This is a genomic window from Pantoea sp. CFCC18179 (assembly GCF_059412405.1).
The window spans coordinates 258,544-281,732 of sequence record NZ_JBNBPM010000001.1; the positions used below are offsets into that span (position 1 = coordinate 258,544).

The window sequence follows — 23,189 nt, forward strand, 5'->3', positions numbered from 1 at the left end:
GTGCGATCCAATTCCCTTGATCCTCGAGGCTGAAACCATTACTTTTGCCCCTGATTATCAGGAGAAAAACATGAGTCAAAACCTTGCCCTGCTGTCGCAGGAAGAGAAAGACAAAGTGAATGTCGAGCTGGCTGCGGCTGGCGTGGCGTTTAAAGAGCGCTACAACATGCCGGTGGTTGCTGAAATGGTGGAGCGCGAGCAACCTGAAGCACTGCGCGATTGGTTCCGCCAGCGCTTGATGCAATATCGCCAGGCATCGCTTAGCCTGTCGCGCCTGCCCTACGAACCTAAGCAGAAGTAATTTATGTTACGTGTTATTGATACCGAAACCTGCGGCCTGCAAGGCGGCGTGGTGGAAGTGGCATCGGTGGATGTCATTGATGGTCAAATCGTTAATCCAATGAGTGATTTGATTTGTCCCGATCGCCCAATTAGTCGCCAGGCGATGGCGGTACATCGCATTACTGAAGCGATGGTCGCGGATAAGCCGACCATCGAGGAAGCGATTGGCCGCTATCACGGCAGCCCGCATTACGTGGCGCACAACGCCAGTTTTGATCGCCGTATGTTGCCCACCATGCCAGGCGAATGGATCTGCACCATGACACTGGCGCGACAACTTTGGCCCGGCATCAAATACGGCAACCAGGCGTTGCGCCATAGTTTGAAGTTGGATGTCACGCCGCCCGCCGATCTGCACGCACACCGCGCGCTTTACGACTGTTACGTCACCGCCGCGCTGCTGATCCGCATTATGGAAACCTCAGGGTGGAATGCCGAGCAGATGGCGAGTTTATGTCAACCTGCGCCCGTCAGCGGCGATGTGTTCCCATTTGGCAAATATCGCGGCCAAAGCATTGGCAGCATCGCGCGCAAAGATCCCGGCTATCTGCGTTGGGTGCTGGAGAATGTGCGCGATTTGCGCCCACCGTTACGGCAGGCGCTGCGCAAGTACGTGAAGGACGATCAATAATCGACGCGGTCTGGCAAGCTGCCCTGCGCCAGACCAATCAAGAAGGTGAACTCCTGCGCCACCCCTTCATAGGCTTTAAAGCGCCCCGATTTGCCGCCGTGCCCCGAATCCATCTCCGTGCATAACAGCAATAACGTATCGTTGGTTTTTAGCTCACGCAGTTTCGCTACCCACTTCGCCGGCTCCCAATATTGCACCTGAGAATCATGCAAGCCGGTGGTAACCAGCAGGTGCGGATAGGCTTTGGCCTCGATGTTGTCATACGGACTGTATTGGCGAATCAGGTGATAAAACTCGGCCTGTTCAGGATTGCCCCACTCATCGTATTCGCCGGTGGTAAGCGGAATAGTGGGATCTAGCATGGTGGTCACCACATCAACGAATGGCACCTGTGCCACCACGCCGTGGAACAGTTCTGGCGCCATATTTAGCACGCCGCCCATCAACAAGCCGCCCGCGCTGCCGCCCATCGCATACAGTTGCTGTGGATTGCCGTAGCCTTTCGCCACCAAGGCTTTGGTGACATCAATAAAATCAGTGAAGCTGTTGATTTTATTCTTCAGGCGACCATCGTCATACCATTGCTGGCCCAGCTCACCGCCACCGCGTACGTGAATGATCGCGTAGACAAAGCCACGTTCCAGCAAACTGATACGGCTGGTGCCAAAGCTGGCATCCATGCTGCTGCCGTAAGCGCCGTAGCCGTAAACCAGCAGCGGATTGTTGCCGCGTTGGAAATGTTTGCGATGATAGACCAGCGACACCGGCACTTCGGTGCCATCGCGCACCGGGATCCACAGATGCTCGCTTTTATAATCATCGGAATTGAAACCCGGCACTGGCGTCTGTTTCAACACCCGACGCTCGCCGGTTTCCATGTTCAGTTCGAACAGCGTGGTCGGCGTGGTCATTGAAGAGTAACCGTAACGCAGCGTGTCACTTTCTGGCGAAGGATTGTAAGCCAGCCACGTCACGTATGCCGGATCATCAAAGGCGATGCCGACACTTTCACCGCTTTCCCAGTTAATCTGCCGCAAGGTGTTAACGCCGCGTTGACGTTCTTCCACCACCAGCCAATGTCGGAACAGTTGAAAATCTTCCAGCACTACGTTGTCACGTGCTGGAATGAGCGCCTGCCAGCGCGATTCCGCCAACCATGCGCTGCGGTACAAGCCGAAATTTTTGCCATCGCGATTTGAGCGAATAAAGAACTGATGATTGTAATGATCGATGCTGTATTCGTGGTCGCGGCGGCGCGGGCAAAAGGTTTGCGGTTGCGCATCGGGATATTCAGCATCAATCAGCAGAATTTCACTGGTGGTGGTGCTGTACAGCGCGATCAGGATGAAATGTTCGGAGGTGGTTTTATGCACGCTGAGATGAAACGTGTCATCTTTCTCCTCATACACCAGTTGATCATCAGACTGCGGATGCCCCAATTCATGTCGCCATACCTGGTACGCTAGCAGCGTTTTGGGATGTTTGCGCACGTAATAGAGCGTGCGGGAATCGTTGGCCCACGCCACGCTGGAAGAGACATTACTTAATACTTCCGGATACCAACTGCCGCTTTCAAGATTGCGGAAACGAATGCCGTATTGACGACGTGACAGGAAATCTTCCGCCAGCGCCATCACTTGATTATCTGGCGTGATGGCCAGCGCGCCCATGGTGTAGAAATCGCTGTGCGCCGCACGTTGATTGCCATCCAGCAACAGTTGCCACGGCTCATCCGCAGGCGCATCAATCGGCTGGCGGAAATAGGCTGGATATTCATTGCCCACTTCATAACGGCTTTGATAGCGATAACCGTTTTTCACATACGGCACCGAGTGATCCTGTTGCGGGATGCGATCAACAATCTCTTTCAACACCCGATCGTGCAACGCGTTCTGCGAGGCCATCATCGCTTTGCCGTAATCGTTCTCCGCGTGCAGATGCGCCAGCACCTCCGGATTTTCTCGATCGTCGTCACGTAGCCAGTGATAGTTATCGGTGCGTGTTTCACCGTGCAGAGACATTTCGTAGGGGATTTTTTTCGCTTGGGGTTGATTCATCGCGGCTCTTCTTCCTGAAAGACAACATGCTGCAAGCGTGGCACCGATCGCGCGCGATGCCAAGCGACAAGCGCACGCGAAGTGTAAGTGAGGTTTGTTATGCGTTTATTGGCCGTTCTCGCGCACCGTTTTGGCGGTTTGTTGTAACAGCAAAAAAGCCTGATAGCGTTTGCGATGCAGCGCCTGCTGTGATGCGCTGGGTTGATAAGTCTGCTCAGCCTCGGTCATGGCGCGCATGGCGTGAATCAATGAACGGAACTGCCCACTCGCCACCGCCGCTAGCATGGCTGAGCCCAGCAATACGGGCTCCGCAGATTGCGTAGAGATAACCGAACAATCGCAGCTGTCGGCCATTAATTGGCGCACCAGCGGATGCTGCCCTGCACCGCCGCTGATCACAATGCTGCGCGTGTGAATGCCATTTTGCCGTTGCGCATCAATGATCTGGCGCAGGCCGTATCCCAGGCTACAAATCCCAGCGATGTATTGGCTGATCAAGCTATCCACATCGCGCTCCATGCCCAAGCCATAAATCAGCGCGCGCGCATGCGGATCGGCGTTGGGCGCACGATTGCCGTTAAATTCCGGCACAATGTGCAACTCGGTTGCCAGTTGCACCGTTGCGGATGGGTTTTCAATCCGCTGCAAAGCCAGGCTTGCCAAATACACCGGCAGCGGTAGCTTTGCCTGTTGTGCCAGCGATTGCGCTTCGGCCGCCGCGGGATGCAATTCCAGCAGGCGATCAATCGCTGCACCTGCCGCGCTTTGCCCGCCTTCGCTTAGCCAGAAGTCTGGCACCATCGCCGAAAAATACGGTCCCCACACGCCCGGCACAAAAGCCGCATTGCGCGTGGATGTCATGGTGCATGACGAAGTGCCGAAGACATAAGCCAGCTGCCCTTCAGGTGATGCTTCAACACCCAGCGTACCGATGCCACCCGCGTGCGCATCGATCATACCAATCGCCACTGGCGTGCCCGGCAACAATCCCATTTCTTTGGCGGCTTGCGCATTTAGCCCGTTGGCACACGCTGTGCCCGGCGCAGCAATATGCTGCCCAATACGGCTATAAGTTTCTTCAGGAAATTCTGCTAATCCCACCGCGTGAAAGTAATCGTCATCCCAGCGATTTTCATGCGCCAGATAGTTCCACTTACAGGTCACGGTACAGAGCGAACGGGTTAAATCACTAGTTGAACGCCAGGTTAGATAATCCGCCAAATCAAAAAACTGCCACGCGCGTTGGAACGTCTCAGGATTGTGCTGCTTTAACCACAGCAGCTTTGGCACTTCCATCTCTGGCGAGATGCGCTCGCCGACATAGCGCAACACCGCATGTTGCGTCGCAGTGATCGCATCAGCCTGTGCAATGGCGCGGTGATCCATCCACATAATGATATTGCGCTCAACATCACCCTGCGCGCTAACCGGCAGCGGCCCGCCCTGTTTATCAATCACCACCAATGAACAGGTGGCATCGTAGCCAATGCCGCCAATCTGAGCGGGATTAATCGCCGATTGTTGCATGACCGCGCGCACGCAATGGCACACTGCGCGCCAGATATCGTTGCTTGATTGCTCCACCCGATGCCCATCGGCATGAAACACCGCAATCGGATGCTTAGCCGAGGCGATTAACTCGCCGTTTACGTCAAAAATCCCAGCACGCGCGCTGGCTGAACCGACATCAATACCGATGAAATAGTGACTGGTCATCTCTTCCCTTCCGTTATGGCGCATTCGCAATTGTCAGCAAGAATTAGCAGATTGCACATCAAGATGCCAGGCAAGCGGCGGGAGTTGTGAGCGATGCCGAATGAGCCGAATAATCGGCTGAAAACGTGAGTACGCAAACGTTTTCGTATATACTGCGCGCGCATTTTGACTGCTAAGGTGAAATTATGACAACTCTCGGAACCGCGCTGCGCCCTGCTGCCACGCGTGTCATGCTGTTAGGTTCAGGCGAACTCGGCAAAGAAGTGGCGCTAGAGTGCCAACGTCTCGGTGTGGAAGTGATCGCGGTGGATCGTTATGCCGATGCACCAGCAATGCATGTGGCGCATCGTAGCCATGTGATTAACATGCTGGATGGCGATGCGCTGGCCGCGTTGATTGCGCTGGAAAAGCCACACTTCGTGGTACCCGAAATTGAAGCTATCGCCACTGAAAAGCTGCTGGAATTAGAAGCACAAGGCCAGAAAGTGGTGCCTACCGCGCGTGCGGCCCGCTTGACCATGAATCGCGAAGGCATTCGCCGTCTGGCGGCGGAAGAGTTGTCCTTACCTACCTCAACGTATCAGTTTGCCGACAGCCAGGAGAATTTCATCGCGGCTGCGCACGAAATTGGTTTCCCATGCATCGTGAAACCGGTGATGAGTTCATCTGGCAAGGGCCAGAGCTTCATTCGCGAAGCCAGCCAACTGGATAAAGCCTGGGATTACGCGCAGCAAGGCGGTCGTGCTGGCGCGGGCCGCGTGATCGTTGAAGGCGTGGTGAAATTTGATTTCGAAATCACTTTGCTGACCATCAGCGCCGTTGACGGCATTCACTTCTGCGCACCGATTGGACATCGCCAGGAAGAGGGTGATTATCGTGAATCCTGGCAGCCGCAACAGATGAGCGATCTGGCTCTACAGCGTGCGCAAGACATCGCCGCCAACGTGGTGAAAGCATTGGGCGGTTACGGTTTGTTTGGCGTTGAGCTGTTCGTGTGTGGTGATGACGTGGTGTTTAGCGAAGTGTCCCCGCGTCCGCACGATACCGGCATGGTCACGCTGATTTCTCAGGATCTTTCTGAGTTCGCACTGCATGTGCGCGCCTTCCTCGGCTTACCGATTGGCGGTATTCGTCAATATGGTCCTGCTGCATCGGCGGTGATTCTGCCAGAACTGAACAGCAACAACGTGCAATTTGTTAATATCGAAGCCGCGCTGGGTGCAGGTTTGCAGTTGCGTCTGTTTGGTAAACCGGAAATTGCTGGGCAGCGCCGTTTAGGCGTGGCATTGGCGACGGGTGAAAATACCGATGAAGCGATTGCGCGCGCTGTAGCCAGTGCGGCAGCGGTGAAAGTTACAGGTTAGTCAATATGGGTGGCCCGTAATTGGGCCGCCACATCGTTTATTTAGCGCCTTCAACCGCTTCACGCGCCAGACGTGTAATACGATCCCAGTCGCCGCTTTCCAGCGCATCGTTCGGCACCAGCCACGATCCACCGATACACAGCACACTTTTCAGCGCCAGATAATCTCGATAATTAGCCGGAGAAATGCCGCCGGTCGGGCAGAAACGCACTTGGGGGAACGGTCCGCCAATCGCCGACAGCGCTTTCACACCGCCGTTAGCTTCCGCCGGGAAGAACTTAAACTCGCGCAGACCGTAATCCATTCCGAGCATCAGCTCTGAAACCGTGCTAATGCCAGGAATCAACGGTACCGGACCTTCTACCGCCGCTTTCAGCAGTGGCTCGGTTAAGCCCGGGCTAATGACAAATTGCGCGCCCGCATCGGTGACTTCTTTCAATTGCTGGGTGTTAATCACCGTACCTGCGCCGACAATCGCTTCAGGCACTTCTTTGATCATCGCGCGCAGCGCATCCATAGCGACAGGAGTACGCAGCGTCACTTCCAGCACGCGCACGCCGCCAGCAACCAACGCTTTCGCCATCGGCACTGCATGTTCCAGCTTATTAACTACGATAACCGGCACAACCGGGCCAGTTGTCAGGATCTGTTCAGCACTCGTTTTCCAGTTCTTCATCACGTTTCCTTAAGAGCATCAGCACGGCGTATGACCACGCTGTCGATAATTGGGACCTACCATACAAGATTGGCTGGAGCGGCGTCCATTGGATATCAATTTTTTTTGAAACTCGAGTTCATTTTTAAGAAAAATGAATTATGGGCAAAAAAAAAGCCCGCACATTCGGCGGGCTCTACATAAGTTAATTATTCGAACTCGTTCCAGGAACGACCATCACGCGTGATCATTGCCACCGAAGCCACTGGGCCCCAGGTGCCCGCCTGATACGGTTTCGGCGCTTCTGCATCGGCATTCCACGCATCAATAATCGAATCGACCCAACCCCAAGCCGCTTCAACTTCATCACGACGCACGAACAGCGCCTGAATACCGCGCATGGTTTCCAGCAACAGACGCTCATAAGCATCGGCCAAATGCGACTGGTTGAAGGTTTCGGAGTAGCTCAGATCCAGTTTGGTGGTCTGCAACTTATGCTTGTGATCGAGTCCCGGCACTTTATTCAGGATTTCGATATCCACGCCTTCGTCCGGTTGCAGACGAATGGTTAGCTTGTTCTGCGGCAGTTCAGCGTAGGAATCTTTGAACAGGTTCATTTCTGGGTTCTTAAAGTAAACCACCACTTCAGAACATTTGGTCGGCAAACGCTTACCGGTACGCAGGTAGAACGGCACGCCAGCCCAACGCCAGTTATCGATATCGACACGGATCGCCACGAAGCTCTCGGTCGCGCTCTGCTTGTTCGCGCCCTCTTCTTCCAGATAACCCGGCACTTTTTTGCCCTGCACAAAGCCCGCGGTGTATTGACCACGCACGGTTTTATCGCGCACGTTGGTTTGATCGATACGGCGCAGTGAACGCAGCACTTTCACCTTCTCGTCACGAATCGCATCGGCGCTGAGATCGGACGGCGGCGACATGGCAATCATGGTGAGGATTTGCAACAGATGGTTCTGAATCATATCGCGCATCTGGCCAGCTTTATCGAAGTAACCCCAACGCCCTTCGATACCGACTTCTTCCGCCACGGTGATCTGCACGTGGTCGATGGTGCGGTTGTCCCAATTGTTGACGAAGATTGAGTTGGCGAAGCGCAGCGCCAGCAGGTTCAATACTGTCTCTTTGCCGAGATAGTGGTCGATACGGAAAACCTGGCTCTCTTCGAAATATTTGCCGACGCTGTCATTGATCTCTTGCGAGGTTTCTAATGAGGTGCCGAGCGGTTTTTCCATCACTACGCGAGCAGGTTTGGCGTTCAGTTTGGCGGCGCCTAAGCCATCACAAATCGCGCCAAAGGTGCTAGGCGGCATTGCGAAGTAGTTAATGGTGACGCGGTTTTTCTGGTCAAGCATCTTGCCCAGTTTGGTGAAATGCGAGGTGTCATTTACGTCGAGGTTGCAGAAGTCGAGGCGGCTACTGAGGGTGTCCCACAGCGCTTCATCAATCTTCTCTTTCATGAAGGTTTCCAGCGCTTCACGAACCACTTTGGTGTACGCGGCTTTGTCCCAATCCGCGCGACCGACGCCAATAATGCGCGTGGTTTCATGAATCTGACCGGCTTTTTCCAGCTGATACAGTGATGGCAACAGTTTACGGCGCGCAAGATCGCCTTTGGCACCGAAAATCACCAGATCGCATGCCTGGGCTGTTTGTGTAACCGCCATTTTCCTCTCCTCGTTGCAGGATATACCCGGCTTAACATTCATTTCTCGCCGGGTCCTTATTGTAATTTTCTTACAGCACAATGTACGTTTTTCGCTGGTTCAGGACAACCCGAACGCGCGGTTTGCTGGCGTTAACTGTGAACGTAATAAAGGTGTTACGTGTGTTGTCGTGTGCGTTTTATCCAGATTTTCTGTTTCGATTATTGTCGAGACAAAACACGTCAGCGATCAAAGTATCGCAAAAAATTCGCGTTTACATTTGTCCTCCGCTGCGTGCGCGCCGGTATTACACGGTATATTCTTGAGAATTGGCAGCGATTTCACCTCGGGGTGAGCGCAGAAAAGTGATTAACGGTCATTAGGTTAAACCATGCTGGAACAGATTCAGAGGCAGTTGGATTCACTGAGTAAATCAGAACGCAAAGTGGCAGAGCAAATTCTGGCTGATCCACAACAAGCGATGCACTCGAGCATTGCAACGCTGGCGCGTGCCGCTGATGTGAGCGAACCCACCGTTAATCGCTTCTGCCATCGCATGGGTTCGCGCGGCTTCCCCGACTTCAAACTGCAACTCGCACAAAGCCTGGTGAAAGCACCGAGCTGGGTAAGCCGCGATGTGGAAGAAAATGACAGTGTCGAAAGTTATAGCCATAAAATATTCGACTCCGCCTTGGCAGGTTTAAGCCGCGTCAGCCAGCAGCTCGATTTAGCCGTGATTCAGCAAGCGGTAGAAGCGCTGACGCAAGCGCATAAAATCGCCTTTTTTGGCTTAGGTGCCTCCGCTGTGGTGGCGCACGATGCCACCAATAAATTTCTGCGCTTTAATCTGCCGGTCATCTGGTCGGAAGATATTGTGATCCAGCGCATGAGTTGCATAAATAGTGGCCCAAATGATGTGTTTGTTCTTATCTCGCATACAGGTCGCACCAAAAATATGATAGAACTTGCTCGCCTGGCGCGTGTAAACGCTTCCACAGTGCTGGCAATCACGTCTCCGGGTTCACCGCTGGCGGCAGAAGCGACGCTGGCTTTAACGCTGGACGTCCCTGAAGATACCGATATCTACCTGCCGATGGTGTCCCGCCTGGCCCAACTGACCATGATAGATGTGCTGGCGACGGGTTTTTCCCTTGAGCGCGGCAGCGCTTTTCGTGAAAATTTGCAGCGAGTGAAAGAAGCACTGAAAGATTCGCGCCTGGAAAAAGCAGATGCAGGAAAATAATTAACATCACATTCACAATGTGAGTCGAATCACAGCCCATCAATCTATAGAATAGATGAACACAACGTGTCACTTGAGAGCGGCACGCTACTTTGCCAACGGAGTCCTTCATGTCTAGACGTCTCAGAAGAACCAAGATCGTTACTACCCTCGGTCCAGCTACCGATCGTGACAATAACCTCGAAAAAATCATCGCGGCGGGTGCTAACGTTGTTCGACTCAATTTCTCTCACGGCACACCAGAAGATCACCAACAGCGTGCCAACAAAGTACGTGAGATTGCAGCCAAACTTGGCCGCCACGTTGCCATTCTCGGCGACTTGCAGGGTCCTAAAATCCGCGTATCGACCTTCAAAGAAGGCAAAGTATTCCTGAACGTCGGCGACCGCTTCCTGCTGGATGCCGATTTGAGCAAAGGCGAAGGCGACAAAGAAAAAGTCGGCATCGACTACAAAGGCCTGCCAGAAGACGTGGTGCCAGGCGATATCCTGCTGCTGGATGATGGCCGCGTACAGCTGAAAGTGTTGGAAGTTCAGGGCGTAAAAGTGTTCACCGAAGTCACCGTCGGCGGCCCGCTCTCCAACAATAAAGGCATCAACAAACTCGGCGGCGGCTTGTCTGCGGACGCGCTGACAGAGAAAGATAAAGTCGATATCATCACCGCTGCCAAAATTGGCGTGGATTACCTGGCCGTTTCTTTCCCGCGTAACGGTGAAGACATGAACTACGCACGTCGTCTGGCGCGCGATGCCGGTTGCGATGCCAAACTGGTGGCCAAAGTAGAACGTGCTGAAGCCGTCGCGTCACAAGAAGCCATGGATGACATCATCCTCGCTTCTGACGTAGTAATGGTGGCGCGTGGCGATCTCGGCGTGGAAATTGGCGATCCAGAATTGGTCGGCATCCAGAAAGCGTTGATCCGCCGTGCACGTCAGTTGAACCGCACCATCATTACTGCAACGCAGATGATGGAATCGATGATCACCAATCCAATGCCAACCCGCGCCGAAGTCATGGACGTGGCGAACGCCGTACTGGATGGGACGGATGCGGTCATGCTGTCAGCAGAAACCGCGGCGGGCCAATATCCAGCAGAAACCGTTTCTGCGATGGCGAAAGTGTGTATCGGCGCGGAAAAAATCCCCAGCGTAAACGTGTCTAAGCATCGCCTTGACGTGCAGTTCGATAACGTTGAAGAAGCGATTGCCATGTCAGCGATGTATGCCGCCAACCATCTACAAGGCGTTTCGGCAATTATCACCATGACCGAATCGGGCCGTACCGCGCTGATGACTTCTCGTATCACGTCCGGTTTGCCGATCTTCGCAATGTCACGTCACGAACGTACGCTAAACCTCACCGCGCTGTATCGCGGTGTGACGCCGGTGTTCTTCGACAGCAACAATGATGGTGTTGCCGCCGCGCATGATGCAGTCAATCTGCTGCGCGACAAAGGTTTCCTCGTCTCTGGCGATCTGGTGATTGTTACCCAGGGCGACGTGATGGCGACCACCGGCACCACTAATACCAGCCGTGTTCTGCGCGTAGATTAATACGCCTTTTTGACAGCGGCTGTAACAACATGGACAAACGCGACTGCCTGGCAGTCGCGTTTTTATTTTTTTGACAAGGAGGCCAGATGGCCCGCTATCAACCTATAACCCAACTCTCTGGGCGCGTGCTGCTGTTCCCGCTCGCACTGGTGCTGTTTGAGTTCGCCACCTATATCGCCCATGACATGATCCAGCCCGGCATGCTGCTGGTCACCTCTGAGTTCAGTGTTGGCCCGGAATGGGTTTCAACTTCGCTTACCGCCTATTTGATGGGCGGTGTGGTGCTGCAATGGCTGCTGGGGCCGCTATCGGATAAATATGGTCGCCGCCCGGTGTTGCTGTTTGGCATCCTGTTTTTTGCAGCGGCCTGCATCCTGACTACCTGGGTCAGCAATATTGAAGAGTTCGTCGCACTGCGATTCGTACAAGGCATCAGCTTGTGCTTTATCGGGGCTGTCAGCTATGCGGCCGTGCAGGAAGCGTTTGATGAAGCGCTGGCAGTGCGCATGATGGCGCTGATGGCCAATGTCGCGTTGCTGGCACCGTTGGCCGGTCCGCTGGCCGGCGCAGCGTGGCTGACCGTGGGCGAATGGCGCAGCATGTTCTGGCTGTTTGCGATTTGCAGTGTGATTGCTTTTGCGCTGTTGTGGCGAGTGATGCCTGAAACCGCAGGCGATCGTAGCCACTCCATCGCCTTGCCGACGCTGGCACGCGGCTACGGCCGTTTGTTCCGCGATCGTCAGGTGATGTACGGATCGTTTGCCATTGGATTGGTGTTTATCCCGATTCTGACGTGGGTGGCGCTGTCGCCAGTAATTTTGATGCACGATGAAGGCTTATCACGCATGCAGTATGCGTTACTGCAACTGCCAGTATTTCTGGCGATGATTGCCGGTAACATCACGCTGGGTAAACTGGCAGGCCGCGTACCGATTGAACAACCGGTGAAATTCGCCGCCTGGCCGATTTTAATTGGCTTGAGCATCGCGTTGCTGGCAAACCTGCTCAATAGCCATACTTATCTGTTGCTGACTGCCGGTTTGAGTTTGTATGCATTTGGTGCGGGGATGGTGAATGCTGGGCTGTATCGTTTGACGCTTTACTCCAGTAATGAAGGCAAAGGCAGCGTGGCGGCGATGCTCGGCATGATCAGTATTCTGACCTTGGCAATTGGCATCGAACTGGCTAAAAGCGGCTATTTCAGCGGCGGCACACCGTGGTTTAGCGGCATCAACTTTACCGCGGGCGTGTTGTGGTTTGGTCTGGTGACGTTATTCCTGCGCGAACGCAAGCGTCGTAGTCACGTGGAAGCAATTGAATGACAAAGGGGCCAAACGGCCCCTTTTTTACTTCTTGCGTGGATAAAGTTCTTTGCGCGCATACGGCTCGATATCGCCGTCCTTGCGGGTTTTCAGCAGTTTCAAAATCCACGTGTACTGTTCAGGATGTGGACGGACAAACACTTCCACTTCTTCATTCATACGACGCGCCAGCGTGTTGTCATCAGCATCCAACAGATCATCCATTGGCGGACGTACATAGATTTCCAGCCGATGCGTTTCGCTGTTATACACCGGGAACAACGGCACCACGCGCGCACGACACACTTTCATCAAGCGACCGACCGCCGGCAAGGTAGCTTTGTAAGTCGCAAAGAAATCAACGAATTCGCTGTGCTCTGGGCCGTGATCCTGATCCGGCAGGTAGTAACCGTAATAACCTTGACGCACCGAGGCGATAAACGGTTTGATGCCGTCATTACGCGCATGCATGCGGCCACCGAAACGGCGTCGAACAGTATTCCAAAGGTAATCCATCAACGGATCGCTTTGATTGTGGAACATGGCTGCCATCATCTGCCCTTCTGATGCCAACAGCATCGCCGGGATATCGACACCCCAACCGTGTGGCACGAGGAAAATGACGTTTTCTTTTTTCGCCTGTAACTGCTCGATAATCTCGCGGCCATGCCAGTCGACGCGTTTTCTCACGTGGGCCGGATTACGTAATCCCAGCTCGACCATCATCGCCATCGCTTGCGGCGCAGTAGCAAACATACGAGCAGCAATCTCTTCGCGCTGCGCTTCACTCAGTTCAGGCAGGCAATAATAGAGATTGATCAACGCACGACGGCGTGCACTTTTTGCCAGCTTACCGGCGAACTTACCCAATCCGCCCAAAATCGGATCCCGTACTTTGGCAGGAAGCAATGCCATGCCAGCCAGCGCACCAACCGCCAACCAGCTGCCCCAGTATTTCGGCTTCAAAAAAGATCGTTGAAAAACGGGAATAAACTCACTGTTATTTTTTTTTCGGGTTTCCATGCACTCGCCTCTGTCAATGACCGGACAATAATAGTGACGATGGCTAATTTTGCAATCTTCATGCGCCAGATAGCAAAAAACCGACGAAGAATCCGTCGGTTTTATCGTGTTGCCCGCAATAATGCGTTATTTCAGCGTCAGCTGAGGCTGCCAGGTTTTCACCTGCGCCATGTAGGTGCTGCGATCTTTGCCGGTCAATCCTTCCATACGCGGCAGCTTGGCCGTTAACGGATTGACCGCCTGATTGTTAATCCACACTTCATAATGCAGATGCGGCCCGGTGGAACGTCCGGTGTTGCCTGACAGCGCAATACGATCGCCACGTTTTACTTTCTGTCCTGGTTTGACCAGCGCTTTGCTTAAGTGCATGTAGCGCGTCATATATTGGCGACCGTGACGAATGGCAACGTAATTACCCGCTGCCCCGCCGTTCTTCGCCATCACTACTTCACCATCGCCCACCGCTAATACTGGCGTGCCGATTGGCAGTGCAAAATCGACACCTTTATGCGGTGCGATGCGGCCAGTTACCGGATTGAGGCGACGCGGATTGAAGTTGGATGAAACGCGATACTGCTTCACCGTTGGGAAGCGCATAAAACCACGCGCCAGACCGGAACCGTTGCGGTCGTAGAATTTGCCGTCTTCCGCGCGGAAAGCATAATAATCTTTACCGCCAGTGCGCAGACGCACGCCCAACAATTGGCTTTGCGCACTTTTGCCATTCAGCATTTCACGTGACATCAGCACGCTGAAATCATCGCCGGCACGCAGCTTGCGGAAATCCATCTGCCACTGCATCGCTTTGATCACGTTGCTGGTTTCTGCGCTGCTCAAACCGGCACGTTGTGCGCTGGCGGCAAAGCTGCCACGTACTTCACCTTTCAGGACATTGTTTTGCCATTCACCTTTTTGCAGCTCTTGCTGCATCTTAAAGCTGCCATTTTCGGCGCGCTGATAAGTTCGGGTTTCACGACGATCCATTTCCCAAGTGAACGTTTGCAACTGACCATCGGCATCCAACGTCCAACTGAGCTGCTGACCCACACGCATGTTGCGCAGATCTTTATCGCTGCTCACCAGCGCATTGATATCGCCTAATTCAATACCGTACTGGTTCAACGCGCTGCTTAAGGTGTCGCCAGACGAAACGGTGTACTCGTGTACGTTAGGATTATCCGGCACATCTTTGTCGATATCATCCGCAGGAATGTCTTCCTCCGGCTCTTCGGTGGTTTGGTCGATCGGCTCACTGGCCTCTGGCAGCAATGTGCGCAGCTCGTCTTTATCCAACGCAATGGTTTTTACGATGGGAGCGACATCATGGGGATGATAAACGTACGGCCGCCATACAGCGACGGCCAACGTAACAACAGTTAATGAACCCAGCATAACGCGGTGGGGGCGCGGCAAATTATTAAATGCGAGGGCGACAGAGCGGGCTATCTGCTGCACTTTTACCTATTCCTCATGCTCCATTCAGGCAGCTCGCATACTGGCTCGACAGCTGTGAAAGGAATTTCACATAGCTGTCTTTGGATAAGCTGATATCCATGCCCAACGGATCAAGTGTGCCTTTACGCACGGAGGTTCCACGGGACACAGCATCGATGACGGCTGGTCTGAATTGTGGCTCAGCGAAAACGCATACGGCTTTCTGCTCAACCAACTGTGTTCGTATTTGATGTAAACGCTGGGCGCCCGGTTGGATCTCAGGATTGACGGTAAAATGACCTAAAGGTGACAAACCGTAATGTTTTTCAAAGTAGCTGTAAGCATCGTGAAAAACGAAATAACCCTTATTCCGCACCGGCGCGAGCTGCGCGCCAATGTGTTTGTCTGCATCGGCTAATTCTGCCTTAAATTGCTGCAGATTAGCGTCAAGTTTGGCTTTGCTTTGCGGCATAAGTTCCAATAATTTTCCATGGATTGCAACCGCAGATTGCCTTGCCATCTCTGGAGACATCCACAGGTGCATATTAAACTCGCCGTGATGATGATGAGTATCAGACGGGTCTTGATGATCAGAATTTTCTGAGTCGAGGCCATGAGTGTGACCCTGCTCATCTTCTTCATCATCATCATGGCCGCTTATCAATAGTGGTTTAATGCCCGGTAAGGCCGCAATTTCGAGGTTTTTAGTGGCGGGTAACTCTGCCGCTGACTTGGTTAAAAACGCTTCCATCTCTGGACCGACCCATACCACTAAGTCTGCGTTTTTTATACGTTTTACATCGGATGGGCGTAATGCATAATCGTGTTCTGAAGCGCCGTCTGGCAGCAAAACTTCAACCGGCGTAACACCATCTGCAATCGCGGCTGCGATAAATCCTAGAGGTTTGATTGAAGCCACTACGGCTGAATGGGCAGGTAACGCGCTGGCAGCCGCAATTGTCGCCGCAGTAAGCGTAAAAATAAGACGTTTTTTATTGTGTAACATAATACTTCATTCCATCGTGACCAGGTGATGGAATGTGATATTATAACATTCGAAATTCAATGCAACCCGTAAATATGATGCCGCCACTTGTCACACTCGAAAACATCTCTGTGAAGTTCTCCCAGCGTCCAGTGCTTGCCAACATTAGCCTGACGCTCGAACCGGGGAAAATTCTCACCCTACTCGGCCCAAACGGCGCGGGTAAATCTACGTTGGTTCGTGCCGTGCTTGGATTGCTCAAGCCAACCAGCGGCAGCGTCAAGCGTGCCGCTAATTTGCGTATTGGTTATGTACCGCAAAAGCTGCATATCGATCCGACTTTACCCATCACCGTTGAACGCTTTATGCGCCTTTCGCGCGGCACCAAACGCGACGGCATTTTGCCCGCGCTAAAACGCGTGCAGGCCGGACATCTGCTTAATGCCCCGTTGCAAAAGCTATCGGGCGGCGAAACGCAACGGGTGTTATTGGCGCGCGCGCTGCTCAACGAGCCGCAGCTGTTAGTGCTGGATGAACCTACGCAAGGCGTTGATGTTAACGGCCAGGTCGCGCTGTATGATTTGATCGACCAACTGCGCCGCGAACTCAATTGCGGTGTGCTAATGGTGTCCCATGACCTGCATTTGGTGATGGCAAAAACCGACGAAGTGCTATGTCTCAACCACCATATTTGCTGTTCCGGCACACCCGAAGCGGTGTCTCAACATCCCGAGTTTATTGCGATGTTTGGCCCACGGGGCGCGCAACAATTGGCGATTTACCGTCATCATCATAATCACCGTCACGATTTACAGGGACGTATCGTTCTGCGCAAAGGAAATGGCCCGTCATGATTGAATTGTTATTACCCGGCTGGCTCGGCGGTGTTCTGCTGGCTTTAGCTGCGGGTCCGCTTGGCTCGTTTGTGGTCTGGCGCCGCATGTCTTACTTTGGCGATACCCTCGCCCACGCGTCGTTGCTCGGCGTGGCATTTGGTTTGCTACTCAACGTAAATCCTTATTACGCCGTGATTCTGGTGACGGTTTGTCTGGCGTTGGGATTGGTATGGCTGGAACGTCGCCCTCATTTGGCTATCGATACGCTTCTCGGCATCATGGCGCACAGCGCGCTTTCATTGGGCTTGGTGGTTGTCAGTCTGATGCAAAACGTACGCGTGGATTTGATGGCTTATCTGTTTGGCGATCTTTTGGCCGTCACGCCAGATGACTTATGGATGATGGGCGGCGGCGTCGCGATTGTGCTGGCAGTGATGGCGTGGCAGTGGAATTCATTATTGTCGATGACTATCAGCCCGGAACTGGCGCAGGTTGATGGCGTTAACATCCAACGCACGCGTTTGATGCTGATGCTGGTGACGGCGTTAACTATTGGTGTGGCAATGAAGTTTGTCGGTGCACTGATCATTACCTCACTGCTGATCATTCCTGCTGCCACCGCGCGTCGCTTCTCACGTTCGCCGGAACAAATGGCCGGTTTTGCGGTGATGGTCGGGGTGATTGCGGTAACCGGCGGACTGGCTTTCTCGGCCACTTACGATACGCCCGCAGGTCCTTCAGTGGTGTTGTGTGCCGCCGTGCTGTTCATCATCAGCATGACAAAAAAACCGGCGGCTTAGATCCGGTTACTCTTCGCGTTCGCGAGTAATACCGAAATGCTTATACGCATGCTGCGTCGCCATACGGCCGCGCGGCGTGCGTTGAATGAATCCTTGCTGAATCAGGAAGGGTTCAATCACATCCTCGATGGTTTCGCGCTCTTCACCAATCGCTGCCGCAAGGTTATCTAAACCAACCGGTCCACCAGAGAACTTATCAATAATCGCCAGCAACAGTTTGCGGTCCATATAATCAAAGCCTTGATTATCGACGTTGAGCATATCCAGCGCGCTGGCTGACACTTCACCACTCAGGTTGCCGTTGGCGCGCACTTCGGCAAAGTCACGTACGCGACGCAGCAGGCGGTTAGCGATACGCGGTGTACCGCGCGCACGTCGGGCAATTTCCAACGCGCCCTCTTCGCTCAGCGCCAGGCCCAAACAAGCGGCGCTGCGCCCCACGATGTGCTGCAAATCCGGCACATTGTAGAACTCCAGACGTTGCACAATGCCGAAACGGTCGCGCAACGGTGACGTTAAAGAACCGGCGCGCGTAGTGGCACCAATCAAGGTAAACGGTGGCAGGTCAAGCTTGATTGAGCGGGCCGCCGGGCCTTCACCAATCATGATATCCAGCTGATAATCTTCCATCGCCGGATACAGTACTTCTTCGACCACCGGCGACAAACGGTGGATTTCATCAATGAACAACACGTCATGCGGTTCGAGGTTGGTGAGCATGGCCGCCAAATCGCCGGCTTTTTCCAAAACCGGACCCGAGGTAGTGCGCAAATTGACGCCCATTTCGTTGGCTACGATGTTGGCGAGCGTGGTTTTACCCAATCCCGGCGGGCCGAAGATCAACAGATGATCGAGCGCATCGCCACGCAGTTTCGCGGCCTGGATAAAAATCTCCATCTGCTCGCGCACTTGCGGCTGGCCAACATATTCAGCCAACAGCTTGGGACGAATGGCCCGGTCGAGCGTTTCTTCTTCATTAAAGGAACTGCCCGACACCAGGCGATCGGCTTCAATCATGCTTTACCTCAAATAGCTGCGCGCAAGGCTTCACGAATCAGGGTTTCGCAATCCGCATCTGGTTTACCGACTTTGCTGATCATACGGCTGGCTTCCTGTGGCTTATAACCCAAGGCTACCAAGGCTGATACCGCTTCGGCTTCGGCATCGTTGCTCTCCTGCGCTTCTGAAGGTGTGGTCAACGTAAAGGTTGAATCACCACCAAACAGATCGCCGTGCATGCCAATAAAGCGGTCTTTCATTTCGACGATCAAACGCTCGGCGGTTTTTTTACCCACGCCAGGCAGTTTAATCAGGGATGCAATCTCTTGTCGTTCCACTGCGGTAACAAACTGCTGAGCCGACATGCCCGAAAGAATCGCCAGCGCCAGTTTTGGCCCAACGCCATTCACTTTTACCAGCTCACGGAACAGCGTACGTTCCTGCTTGTTATTGAAACCAAACAGCAACTGCGCATCTTCACGCACTACAAACTGCGTAAAGATAATCGCTTCCTGATTGATCTCCGGCAGCTCATAAAAGCAGGTCATTGGCATGTGCACTTCATAACCGACACCGTGCGCCTCAATCAACACCAGCGGCGGCTGTTTTTCCAGAATGTTGCCTCGTAAACGACCAATCACCTGAGCTATTCCTTAATCTGTAAGTAAGCCTGTTTATATAACACAAAAAAGGCTGGATGCATATCCAGCCTTATAGATGCTCGTTTTATCCCGATCGCATCCGCCCGCGCGTCATCACTAATTTAGTGTCGCTCATACGCGCCGCATTTTGGCTCATATGGCAATGCGTAATGGCGATGGCCAGTGCATCGGCTGCATCGGCTTGCGGATTGGCCGCCAGTTTCAGCAAGGTGCGCACCATATGCTGCACCTGGCTTTTCTCTGCGCCGCCAGTACCGGTAACGGTTTGCTTCACCTGCCGTGCCGCGTATTCAAAAACCGGCAAATCATGATTCACTGCTGCGACAATCGCTGCACCGCGTGCCTGGCCCAGCTTTAACGCTGAGTCGGCATTCTTCGCCATAAACACTTGTTCGATGGCGAAATAGTCGGGCGAGAATTGGGTAATGATTTCGCTGACGCCCGCATAAATCAGCTTGAGGCGCGACGGCAGATCGGTGACGCTGGTGCGGATACAGCCACTGCCCAAATAGCTCAGCTGGCGGCCGGTTTGGCGGATGACACCGTAACCGGTGACGCGCGAGCCGGGATCGATCCCGAGAATTATCGCCACAGCGCGTCTCCGGTGAGTGGGTTATTAAGCAACGCCATTACAGCGTTTCTGCGATCTCATCAGAGATTTCACCGTTATGGTAAACTTCCTGCACATCGTCGCAATCTTCCAGCATGTCGATCAAACGCAGCAGTTTAGGTGCAGTTTCCGCATCCATTTCCGCTTTGGTTGATGGAATCATCGAGACTTCAGCCGTGTCCGCTTTCAGGCCGCCAGCTTCCAGTGCATCACGCACCGCACCCAACTCTTCCCATGCGGTGAACACGTCAATCGCGCCATCGTCATAGGCAACCACATCTTCAGCACCGGCTTCCAGCGCCGCTTCCATCACTGCATCTTCATCCATGCCTGGCGCAAAAGAGATCACCCCTTTTTTGCTGAACAGGTAAGAAACTGAGCCATCGGTACCCAGGTTGCCGCCGGTTTTGGTGAAAGCATGACGCACTTCGCCAACGGTACGGTTACGGTTATCACTCAGGCACTCAATCATTACCGCTGAACCGCCAGGACCGTAACCTTCATAAATGATGGTTTCCATGTTGGAATCATCTTCACCGCCCACACCACGCGCGATGGCACGGTTCATGGTGTCACGCGTCATGTTGTTGGACAGCGCTTTGTCCATCGCCGCGCGCAGACGTGGGTTAGAGCCCGCATCGCCGCCGCCCAATTTCGCTGCGGTAACCAGCTCGCGGATGATTTTGGTGAAGATTTTACCGCGTTTCGCATCCTGAGCAGCCTTGCGGTGCTTGGTGTTTGCCCATTTACTGTGTCCAGCCATCTTGCATGTTCTCCGATCTTTTATTTCGCACGAGCTATCTTACTTGCGATCTCGGCTCCCGGCAGTGCGCGCAATCCTCACGTACAAAAGTACGCTCCGGTTGCTGTGCGCTGGCGGTAACCGACCTCGCTGCGCCGATTACGCTCGACTGTTCAATACTGTTAGGTGATAGCTCACCAGATTCATAAAAAACTAGCTCATCTTCCGCGGGAAAAACGCGCGGCGACGAGCATTCAGATAAATTCTTCAATTGCCTGGCGGTTACTCCAGGACTTGGTGAGGGCTGCGGCAGCGGCGGGTTCGAGCCAGCGTGCGGCGAGATGTTCGCTGAGCAACAACTCGCGTTCGGCGGGCAACGCTAATCGGAACCAATGTTCGCGATTGTGCGTGGTGCCGGGTGCATAGCGATGGCGATAGTGCGGGAAGATTTCAAACTCAATGTGTTTATGGCAATCATCCAGCACTAACTTTTCATCCGCGATGTTGATAGCCAGCTCTTCTGACACTTCACGCTCAGCCGCCTGGCGCGGGGTTTCGCCCGCTTCCAGGCTGCCCGTCACTGACTGCCAAAAGCTATTATCATCACGTCGCTGCAGCATTAACACCCGGCCAGTATCTCGCGCAAAAATCACCACCAGCACTGATACCGGATGTTTATAGCCCATTATTTATTCTCTAACTTGTCTTTCTTCGGTGCGACCAAAATGCCCAGATCCAGCAGTGCCGCTGGGTTGGCTTCGCTTGGTGCTTCGGTCATCAGACACGCTGCTGCAGTGGTTTTCGGGAACGCGATCACATCACGGATGTTATCGGTGCCGGTCAACAGCATGGTCAAACGATCCAGACCAAACGCCAGGCCCGCGTGCGGCGGCGTACCGTATTTCAGCGCATCCAGCAGGAAGCCAAACTTCAAACGCTGCTCTTCTTCAGTGATACCGAGAATGCTGAACACGGTTTGCTGCATTTTGCCGCTGTGGATACGCACAGAACCGCCACCGACTTCGTAGCCGTTAATCACCATATCGTAAGCATTCGCTACCGCTTGCACCGGATCTTTTGCCAGTTCTTCCGCGCTCATCTCTTTCGGCGAGGTGAACGGATGGTGCATCGCGGCCAGACCGCCCTCTTCATCTTCTTCGAACATCGGGAAGTCGATAACCCACAACGGTGCCCACGCTTTGTCATCGGTGATTTGCAGATCGCGGCCGACTTTCAAGCGCAGCGCGCCCAGCGCATCCGCCACCACTTTGGCACGGTCGGCACCGAAGAAGATCAGGTCGCCATCTTGCGCTGAGGTACGGTTCAGAATCGCTTCAACAATTTCCGGCGTCAGGAACTTAGCGACCGGACTTTGCACACCTTCAAAACCTTTGGCGCGTTCGTTGATCTTCATCCACGCCAAACCTTTCGCGCCGTAGATTTCAACAAACTTACCGTATTCATCGATTTGCTTACGTGTTAATGCCGCACCACCTGGCACACGCAGCGCTGCGACGCGGCCTTTGGCATCGTTAGCCGGACCAGCAAAGACCTGGAATTCCACGTTCTTCAGCAGATCGGCAACGTCCACCAGCTCCATTGGGTTACGTAAGTCTGGCTTATCGGAACCGTAACGGTTCATCGCTTCCGCAAAGGTCATCTGCGGGAAGTCACCGAGGTCCACGCCTTTAATATCAATCCACAGTTCGCGAATCAGACGTTCCATCTTTTCACGCACCTGCTCGGCCGTCATGAACGAAGTTTCGACGTCGATCTGGGTGAATTCTGGCTGACGATCGGCACGTAAGTCTTCGTCACGGAAGCACTTAACGATCTGATAGTAGCGATCAAAGCCGGACATCATCAGCAACTGCTTGAACAGCTGTGGTGACTGCGGCAGAGCGTAGAATTTGCCTTTATGTACGCGGCTTGGCACCAAATAGTCACGCGCACCTTCCGGCGTGGCTTTGGTCAGCATCGGCGTTTCGATGTCGAGGAAGCCTTGGTCATCCATAAAGCGGCGCACAAAGCTGGTAATTTTAGCGCGTGTCTTCAAACGCTGTGCCATTTCCGGACGACGCAGGTCGAGATAGCGATAGGTCAAACGCGCCTCTTCGCTGTTGATCTGGTTGGAGTCCAGCGGCAACGGTTCCGCGCGATTGATGATGTTCAGTTCATGGGCGAATACTTCGACTTCACCAGTCGCCATATCGCTGTTTTTATTTTTTTCGTCACGCGCACGCACGGTACCGGTGATCTGGATGCAGAATTCGTTACGCAGTTCAGATGCCAGCTGGAAAGCGTCCTGACGATCGGCATCGAAGAACACCTGGGCGATACCTTCACGGTCGCGCATATCGATAAAAATCAGGCTACCCAGATCGCGACGGCGATTAACCCAGCCGCAGAGAGTGACTTGCTGACCCACATGAGACAGATTGAGCTGTCCGCAATATTCTGTACGCATAACGTATCCTTTTAACTTCGCCGCTGCTGCCAGACAACATCAGGCCGCGTAACCTTATGAGATGCTGCCGCAAAAAAGGCGGCTATTATAATGGAAAAACCCAGG

General features: G+C 53.6%; 21 protein-coding genes. 8 read left to right on the forward strand and 13 right to left on the reverse strand.

The genetic code is table 11. From position 1 onward, the window contains the following. Window positions 1-70: 70 nt before the first annotated feature. The gene (locus ACPUC7_RS01235) at window positions 71-301 is read left to right on the forward strand and encodes a DNA polymerase III subunit theta (RefSeq protein WP_343552640.1); all 231 of its coding nucleotides are present in this window, start codon (window positions 71-73) and stop codon (window positions 299-301) included. 3 nt (window positions 302-304) lie between these two features. After that, complete coding sequence (exoX, locus tag ACPUC7_RS01240; protein WP_494921462.1) at window positions 305-973, forward strand: exodeoxyribonuclease X; 669 nt, start codon at window positions 305-307, stop codon at window positions 971-973. On the opposite strand, the gene ACPUC7_RS01245 is transcribed toward exoX, so the two are convergent. Next, a complete protein-coding gene (locus ACPUC7_RS01245) occupies window positions 967-3,030 on the reverse strand; it encodes a prolyl oligopeptidase family serine peptidase (RefSeq protein ID WP_494921463.1) in 2,064 nt (687 codons plus the stop codon). The two genes, exoX and ACPUC7_RS01245, sit on opposite strands and share 7 nt — an antisense overlap. 105 nt (window positions 3,031-3,135) lie before the next feature. Next, the gene (locus tag ACPUC7_RS01250) at window positions 3,136-4,746 is read right to left on the reverse strand and encodes an FGGY-family carbohydrate kinase (RefSeq protein WP_494921464.1); all 1,611 of its coding nucleotides are present in this window, start codon (window positions 4,744-4,746) and stop codon (window positions 3,136-3,138) included. 185 nt (window positions 4,747-4,931) lie between these two features. Between ACPUC7_RS01250 and purT the strand changes: the two genes are divergently transcribed. Continuing rightward, a complete protein-coding gene (gene purT / locus ACPUC7_RS01255) occupies window positions 4,932-6,110 on the forward strand; it encodes a formate-dependent phosphoribosylglycinamide formyltransferase (protein ID WP_494921465.1) in 1,179 nt (392 codons plus the stop codon). 37 nt (window positions 6,111-6,147) lie between these two features. Here purT and ACPUC7_RS01260 read toward each other — a convergent pair whose 3' ends face one another. Both ACPUC7_RS01260 and zwf read right to left on the reverse strand, forming a co-directional pair. Then, window positions 6,148-6,786, reverse strand: a complete 639-nt coding sequence (locus tag ACPUC7_RS01260) for a bifunctional 4-hydroxy-2-oxoglutarate aldolase/2-dehydro-3-deoxy-phosphogluconate aldolase (RefSeq protein ID WP_343552635.1) — start codon at window positions 6,784-6,786, stop codon at window positions 6,148-6,150. 188 nt (window positions 6,787-6,974) lie between these two features. Next, window positions 6,975-8,450, reverse strand: a complete 1,476-nt coding sequence (zwf, locus tag ACPUC7_RS01265) for a glucose-6-phosphate dehydrogenase (RefSeq protein ID WP_343552634.1) — start codon at window positions 8,448-8,450, stop codon at window positions 6,975-6,977. A 370-nt stretch (window positions 8,451-8,820) separates the two neighbouring features. Here zwf and ACPUC7_RS01270 point away from each other — a divergent pair, with 370 nt between their 5' ends. The 3 genes from ACPUC7_RS01270 (at window position 8,821) to ACPUC7_RS01280 (ending at window position 12,547) form a co-directional block, all read left to right on the forward strand. Then, window positions 8,821-9,672: a MurR/RpiR family transcriptional regulator gene (locus ACPUC7_RS01270; protein WP_494921466.1), complete on the forward strand. Its 852-nt coding sequence runs from the start codon at window positions 8,821-8,823 to the stop codon at window positions 9,670-9,672. Between the two features lie 110 nt (window positions 9,673-9,782). Beyond that, window positions 9,783-11,225, forward strand: coding sequence for a pyruvate kinase (gene pyk, locus ACPUC7_RS01275; RefSeq protein ID WP_343552632.1), 1,443 nt, complete (start codon window positions 9,783-9,785; stop codon window positions 11,223-11,225). An 86-nt stretch (window positions 11,226-11,311) separates the two neighbouring features. Further along, window positions 11,312-12,547 (forward strand): MFS transporter, encoded by a 1,236-nt coding sequence (locus ACPUC7_RS01280; protein ID WP_494921467.1) that lies wholly within the window; start codon window positions 11,312-11,314, stop codon window positions 12,545-12,547. 24 nt (window positions 12,548-12,571) lie between these two features. On the opposite strand, the gene lpxM is transcribed toward ACPUC7_RS01280, so the two are convergent. The 3 genes from lpxM to znuA form a co-directional block, all read right to left on the reverse strand. Beyond that, a complete protein-coding gene (gene lpxM / locus ACPUC7_RS01285) occupies window positions 12,572-13,549 on the reverse strand; it encodes a lauroyl-Kdo(2)-lipid IV(A) myristoyltransferase (protein WP_494921468.1) in 978 nt (325 codons plus the stop codon). A gap of 126 nt (window positions 13,550-13,675) precedes the next feature. Continuing rightward, window positions 13,676-15,004, reverse strand: coding sequence for a murein DD-endopeptidase MepM (gene mepM, locus ACPUC7_RS01290; protein ID WP_494921469.1), 1,329 nt, complete (start codon window positions 15,002-15,004; stop codon window positions 13,676-13,678). Between the two features lie 13 nt (window positions 15,005-15,017). Continuing rightward, window positions 15,018-15,989: a zinc ABC transporter substrate-binding protein ZnuA gene (gene znuA, locus ACPUC7_RS01295; RefSeq protein WP_343552628.1), complete on the reverse strand. Its 972-nt coding sequence runs from the start codon at window positions 15,987-15,989 to the stop codon at window positions 15,018-15,020. A 77-nt stretch (window positions 15,990-16,066) separates the two neighbouring features. Here znuA and znuC point away from each other — a divergent pair, with 77 nt between their 5' ends. Together znuC and znuB are read left to right on the forward strand one after the other, a co-directional pair. Further along, window positions 16,067-16,822, forward strand: coding sequence for a zinc ABC transporter ATP-binding protein ZnuC (znuC, locus tag ACPUC7_RS01300; protein ID WP_494921931.1), 756 nt, complete (start codon window positions 16,067-16,069; stop codon window positions 16,820-16,822). Next, a complete protein-coding gene (znuB, locus tag ACPUC7_RS01305; protein WP_343552627.1) occupies window positions 16,819-17,604 on the forward strand; it encodes a zinc ABC transporter permease subunit ZnuB in 786 nt (261 codons plus the stop codon). Before znuC ends, znuB begins: the two co-directional genes overlap by 4 nt. A 6-nt stretch (window positions 17,605-17,610) precedes the next feature. On the opposite strand, the gene ruvB is transcribed toward znuB, so the two are convergent. The 6 genes from ruvB to aspS all read right to left on the reverse strand — a co-directional run bounded on the left by ruvB (window position 17,611) and on the right by aspS (window position 23,084). After that, window positions 17,611-18,621, reverse strand: coding sequence for a Holliday junction branch migration DNA helicase RuvB (gene ruvB / locus ACPUC7_RS01310; protein WP_494921470.1), 1,011 nt, complete (start codon window positions 18,619-18,621; stop codon window positions 17,611-17,613). An 8-nt stretch (window positions 18,622-18,629) separates the two neighbouring features. Next, window positions 18,630-19,244, reverse strand: a complete 615-nt coding sequence (gene ruvA, locus ACPUC7_RS01315; RefSeq protein ID WP_343552625.1) for a Holliday junction branch migration protein RuvA — start codon at window positions 19,242-19,244, stop codon at window positions 18,630-18,632. A gap of 85 nt (window positions 19,245-19,329) precedes the next feature. After that, the gene (ruvC, locus tag ACPUC7_RS01320; protein WP_494921471.1) at window positions 19,330-19,857 is read right to left on the reverse strand and encodes a crossover junction endodeoxyribonuclease RuvC; all 528 of its coding nucleotides are present in this window, start codon (window positions 19,855-19,857) and stop codon (window positions 19,330-19,332) included. Between the two features lie 37 nt (window positions 19,858-19,894). Then, a complete protein-coding gene (locus ACPUC7_RS01325; protein WP_494921472.1) occupies window positions 19,895-20,638 on the reverse strand; it encodes a YebC/PmpR family DNA-binding transcriptional regulator in 744 nt (247 codons plus the stop codon). 233 nt (window positions 20,639-20,871) lie between these two features. Beyond that, window positions 20,872-21,303: a dihydroneopterin triphosphate diphosphatase gene (gene nudB / locus ACPUC7_RS01330; protein ID WP_494921473.1), complete on the reverse strand. Its 432-nt coding sequence runs from the start codon at window positions 21,301-21,303 to the stop codon at window positions 20,872-20,874. Continuing rightward, a complete protein-coding gene (gene aspS, locus ACPUC7_RS01335) occupies window positions 21,303-23,084 on the reverse strand; it encodes an aspartate--tRNA ligase (protein ID WP_494921474.1) in 1,782 nt (593 codons plus the stop codon). The genes nudB and aspS overlap by 1 nt, the downstream gene beginning before the upstream one ends. Between the last annotated feature and the right edge of the window lie 105 nt (window positions 23,085-23,189).

Excerpts from the sequence above, each read along its gene's own strand:
- ACPUC7_RS01235 (WP_343552640.1), top strand. The coding sequence starts at position 71 with ATGAGTCAAAACCTTGCCCTGCTGTCGCAGGAAGAGAAAGACAAAGTG.
- exoX (WP_494921462.1), top strand. The coding sequence starts at position 305 with ATGTTACGTGTTATTGATACCGAAACCTGCGGCCTGCAAGGCGGCGTG.
- ACPUC7_RS01245 (WP_494921463.1), bottom strand. The coding sequence starts at position 3,030 with ATGAATCAACCCCAAGCGAAAAAAATCCCCTACGAAATGTCTCTGCAC.
- ACPUC7_RS01250 (WP_494921464.1), bottom strand. The coding sequence starts at position 4,746 with ATGACCAGTCACTATTTCATCGGTATTGATGTCGGTTCAGCCAGCGCG.
- purT (WP_494921465.1), top strand. The coding sequence starts at position 4,932 with ATGACAACTCTCGGAACCGCGCTGCGCCCTGCTGCCACGCGTGTCATG.
- ACPUC7_RS01260 (WP_343552635.1), bottom strand. The coding sequence starts at position 6,786 with ATGAAGAACTGGAAAACGAGTGCTGAACAGATCCTGACAACTGGCCCG.
- zwf (WP_343552634.1), bottom strand. The coding sequence starts at position 8,450 with ATGGCGGTTACACAAACAGCCCAGGCATGCGATCTGGTGATTTTCGGT.
- ACPUC7_RS01270 (WP_494921466.1), top strand. The coding sequence starts at position 8,821 with ATGCTGGAACAGATTCAGAGGCAGTTGGATTCACTGAGTAAATCAGAA.
- pyk (WP_343552632.1), top strand. The coding sequence starts at position 9,783 with ATGTCTAGACGTCTCAGAAGAACCAAGATCGTTACTACCCTCGGTCCA.
- ACPUC7_RS01280 (WP_494921467.1), top strand. The coding sequence starts at position 11,312 with ATGGCCCGCTATCAACCTATAACCCAACTCTCTGGGCGCGTGCTGCTG.
- lpxM (WP_494921468.1), bottom strand. The coding sequence starts at position 13,549 with ATGGAAACCCGAAAAAAAAATAACAGTGAGTTTATTCCCGTTTTTCAA.
- znuA (WP_343552628.1), bottom strand. The coding sequence starts at position 15,989 with ATGTTACACAATAAAAAACGTCTTATTTTTACGCTTACTGCGGCGACA.
- znuC (WP_494921931.1), top strand. The coding sequence starts at position 16,067 with ATGCCGCCACTTGTCACACTCGAAAACATCTCTGTGAAGTTCTCCCAG.
- znuB (WP_343552627.1), top strand. The coding sequence starts at position 16,819 with ATGATTGAATTGTTATTACCCGGCTGGCTCGGCGGTGTTCTGCTGGCT.
- ruvB (WP_494921470.1), bottom strand. The coding sequence starts at position 18,621 with ATGATTGAAGCCGATCGCCTGGTGTCGGGCAGTTCCTTTAATGAAGAA.
- ACPUC7_RS01325 (WP_494921472.1), bottom strand. The coding sequence starts at position 20,638 with ATGGCTGGACACAGTAAATGGGCAAACACCAAGCACCGCAAGGCTGCT.
- nudB (WP_494921473.1), bottom strand. The coding sequence starts at position 21,303 with ATGGGCTATAAACATCCGGTATCAGTGCTGGTGGTGATTTTTGCGCGA.
- aspS (WP_494921474.1), bottom strand. The coding sequence starts at position 23,084 with ATGCGTACAGAATATTGCGGACAGCTCAATCTGTCTCATGTGGGTCAG.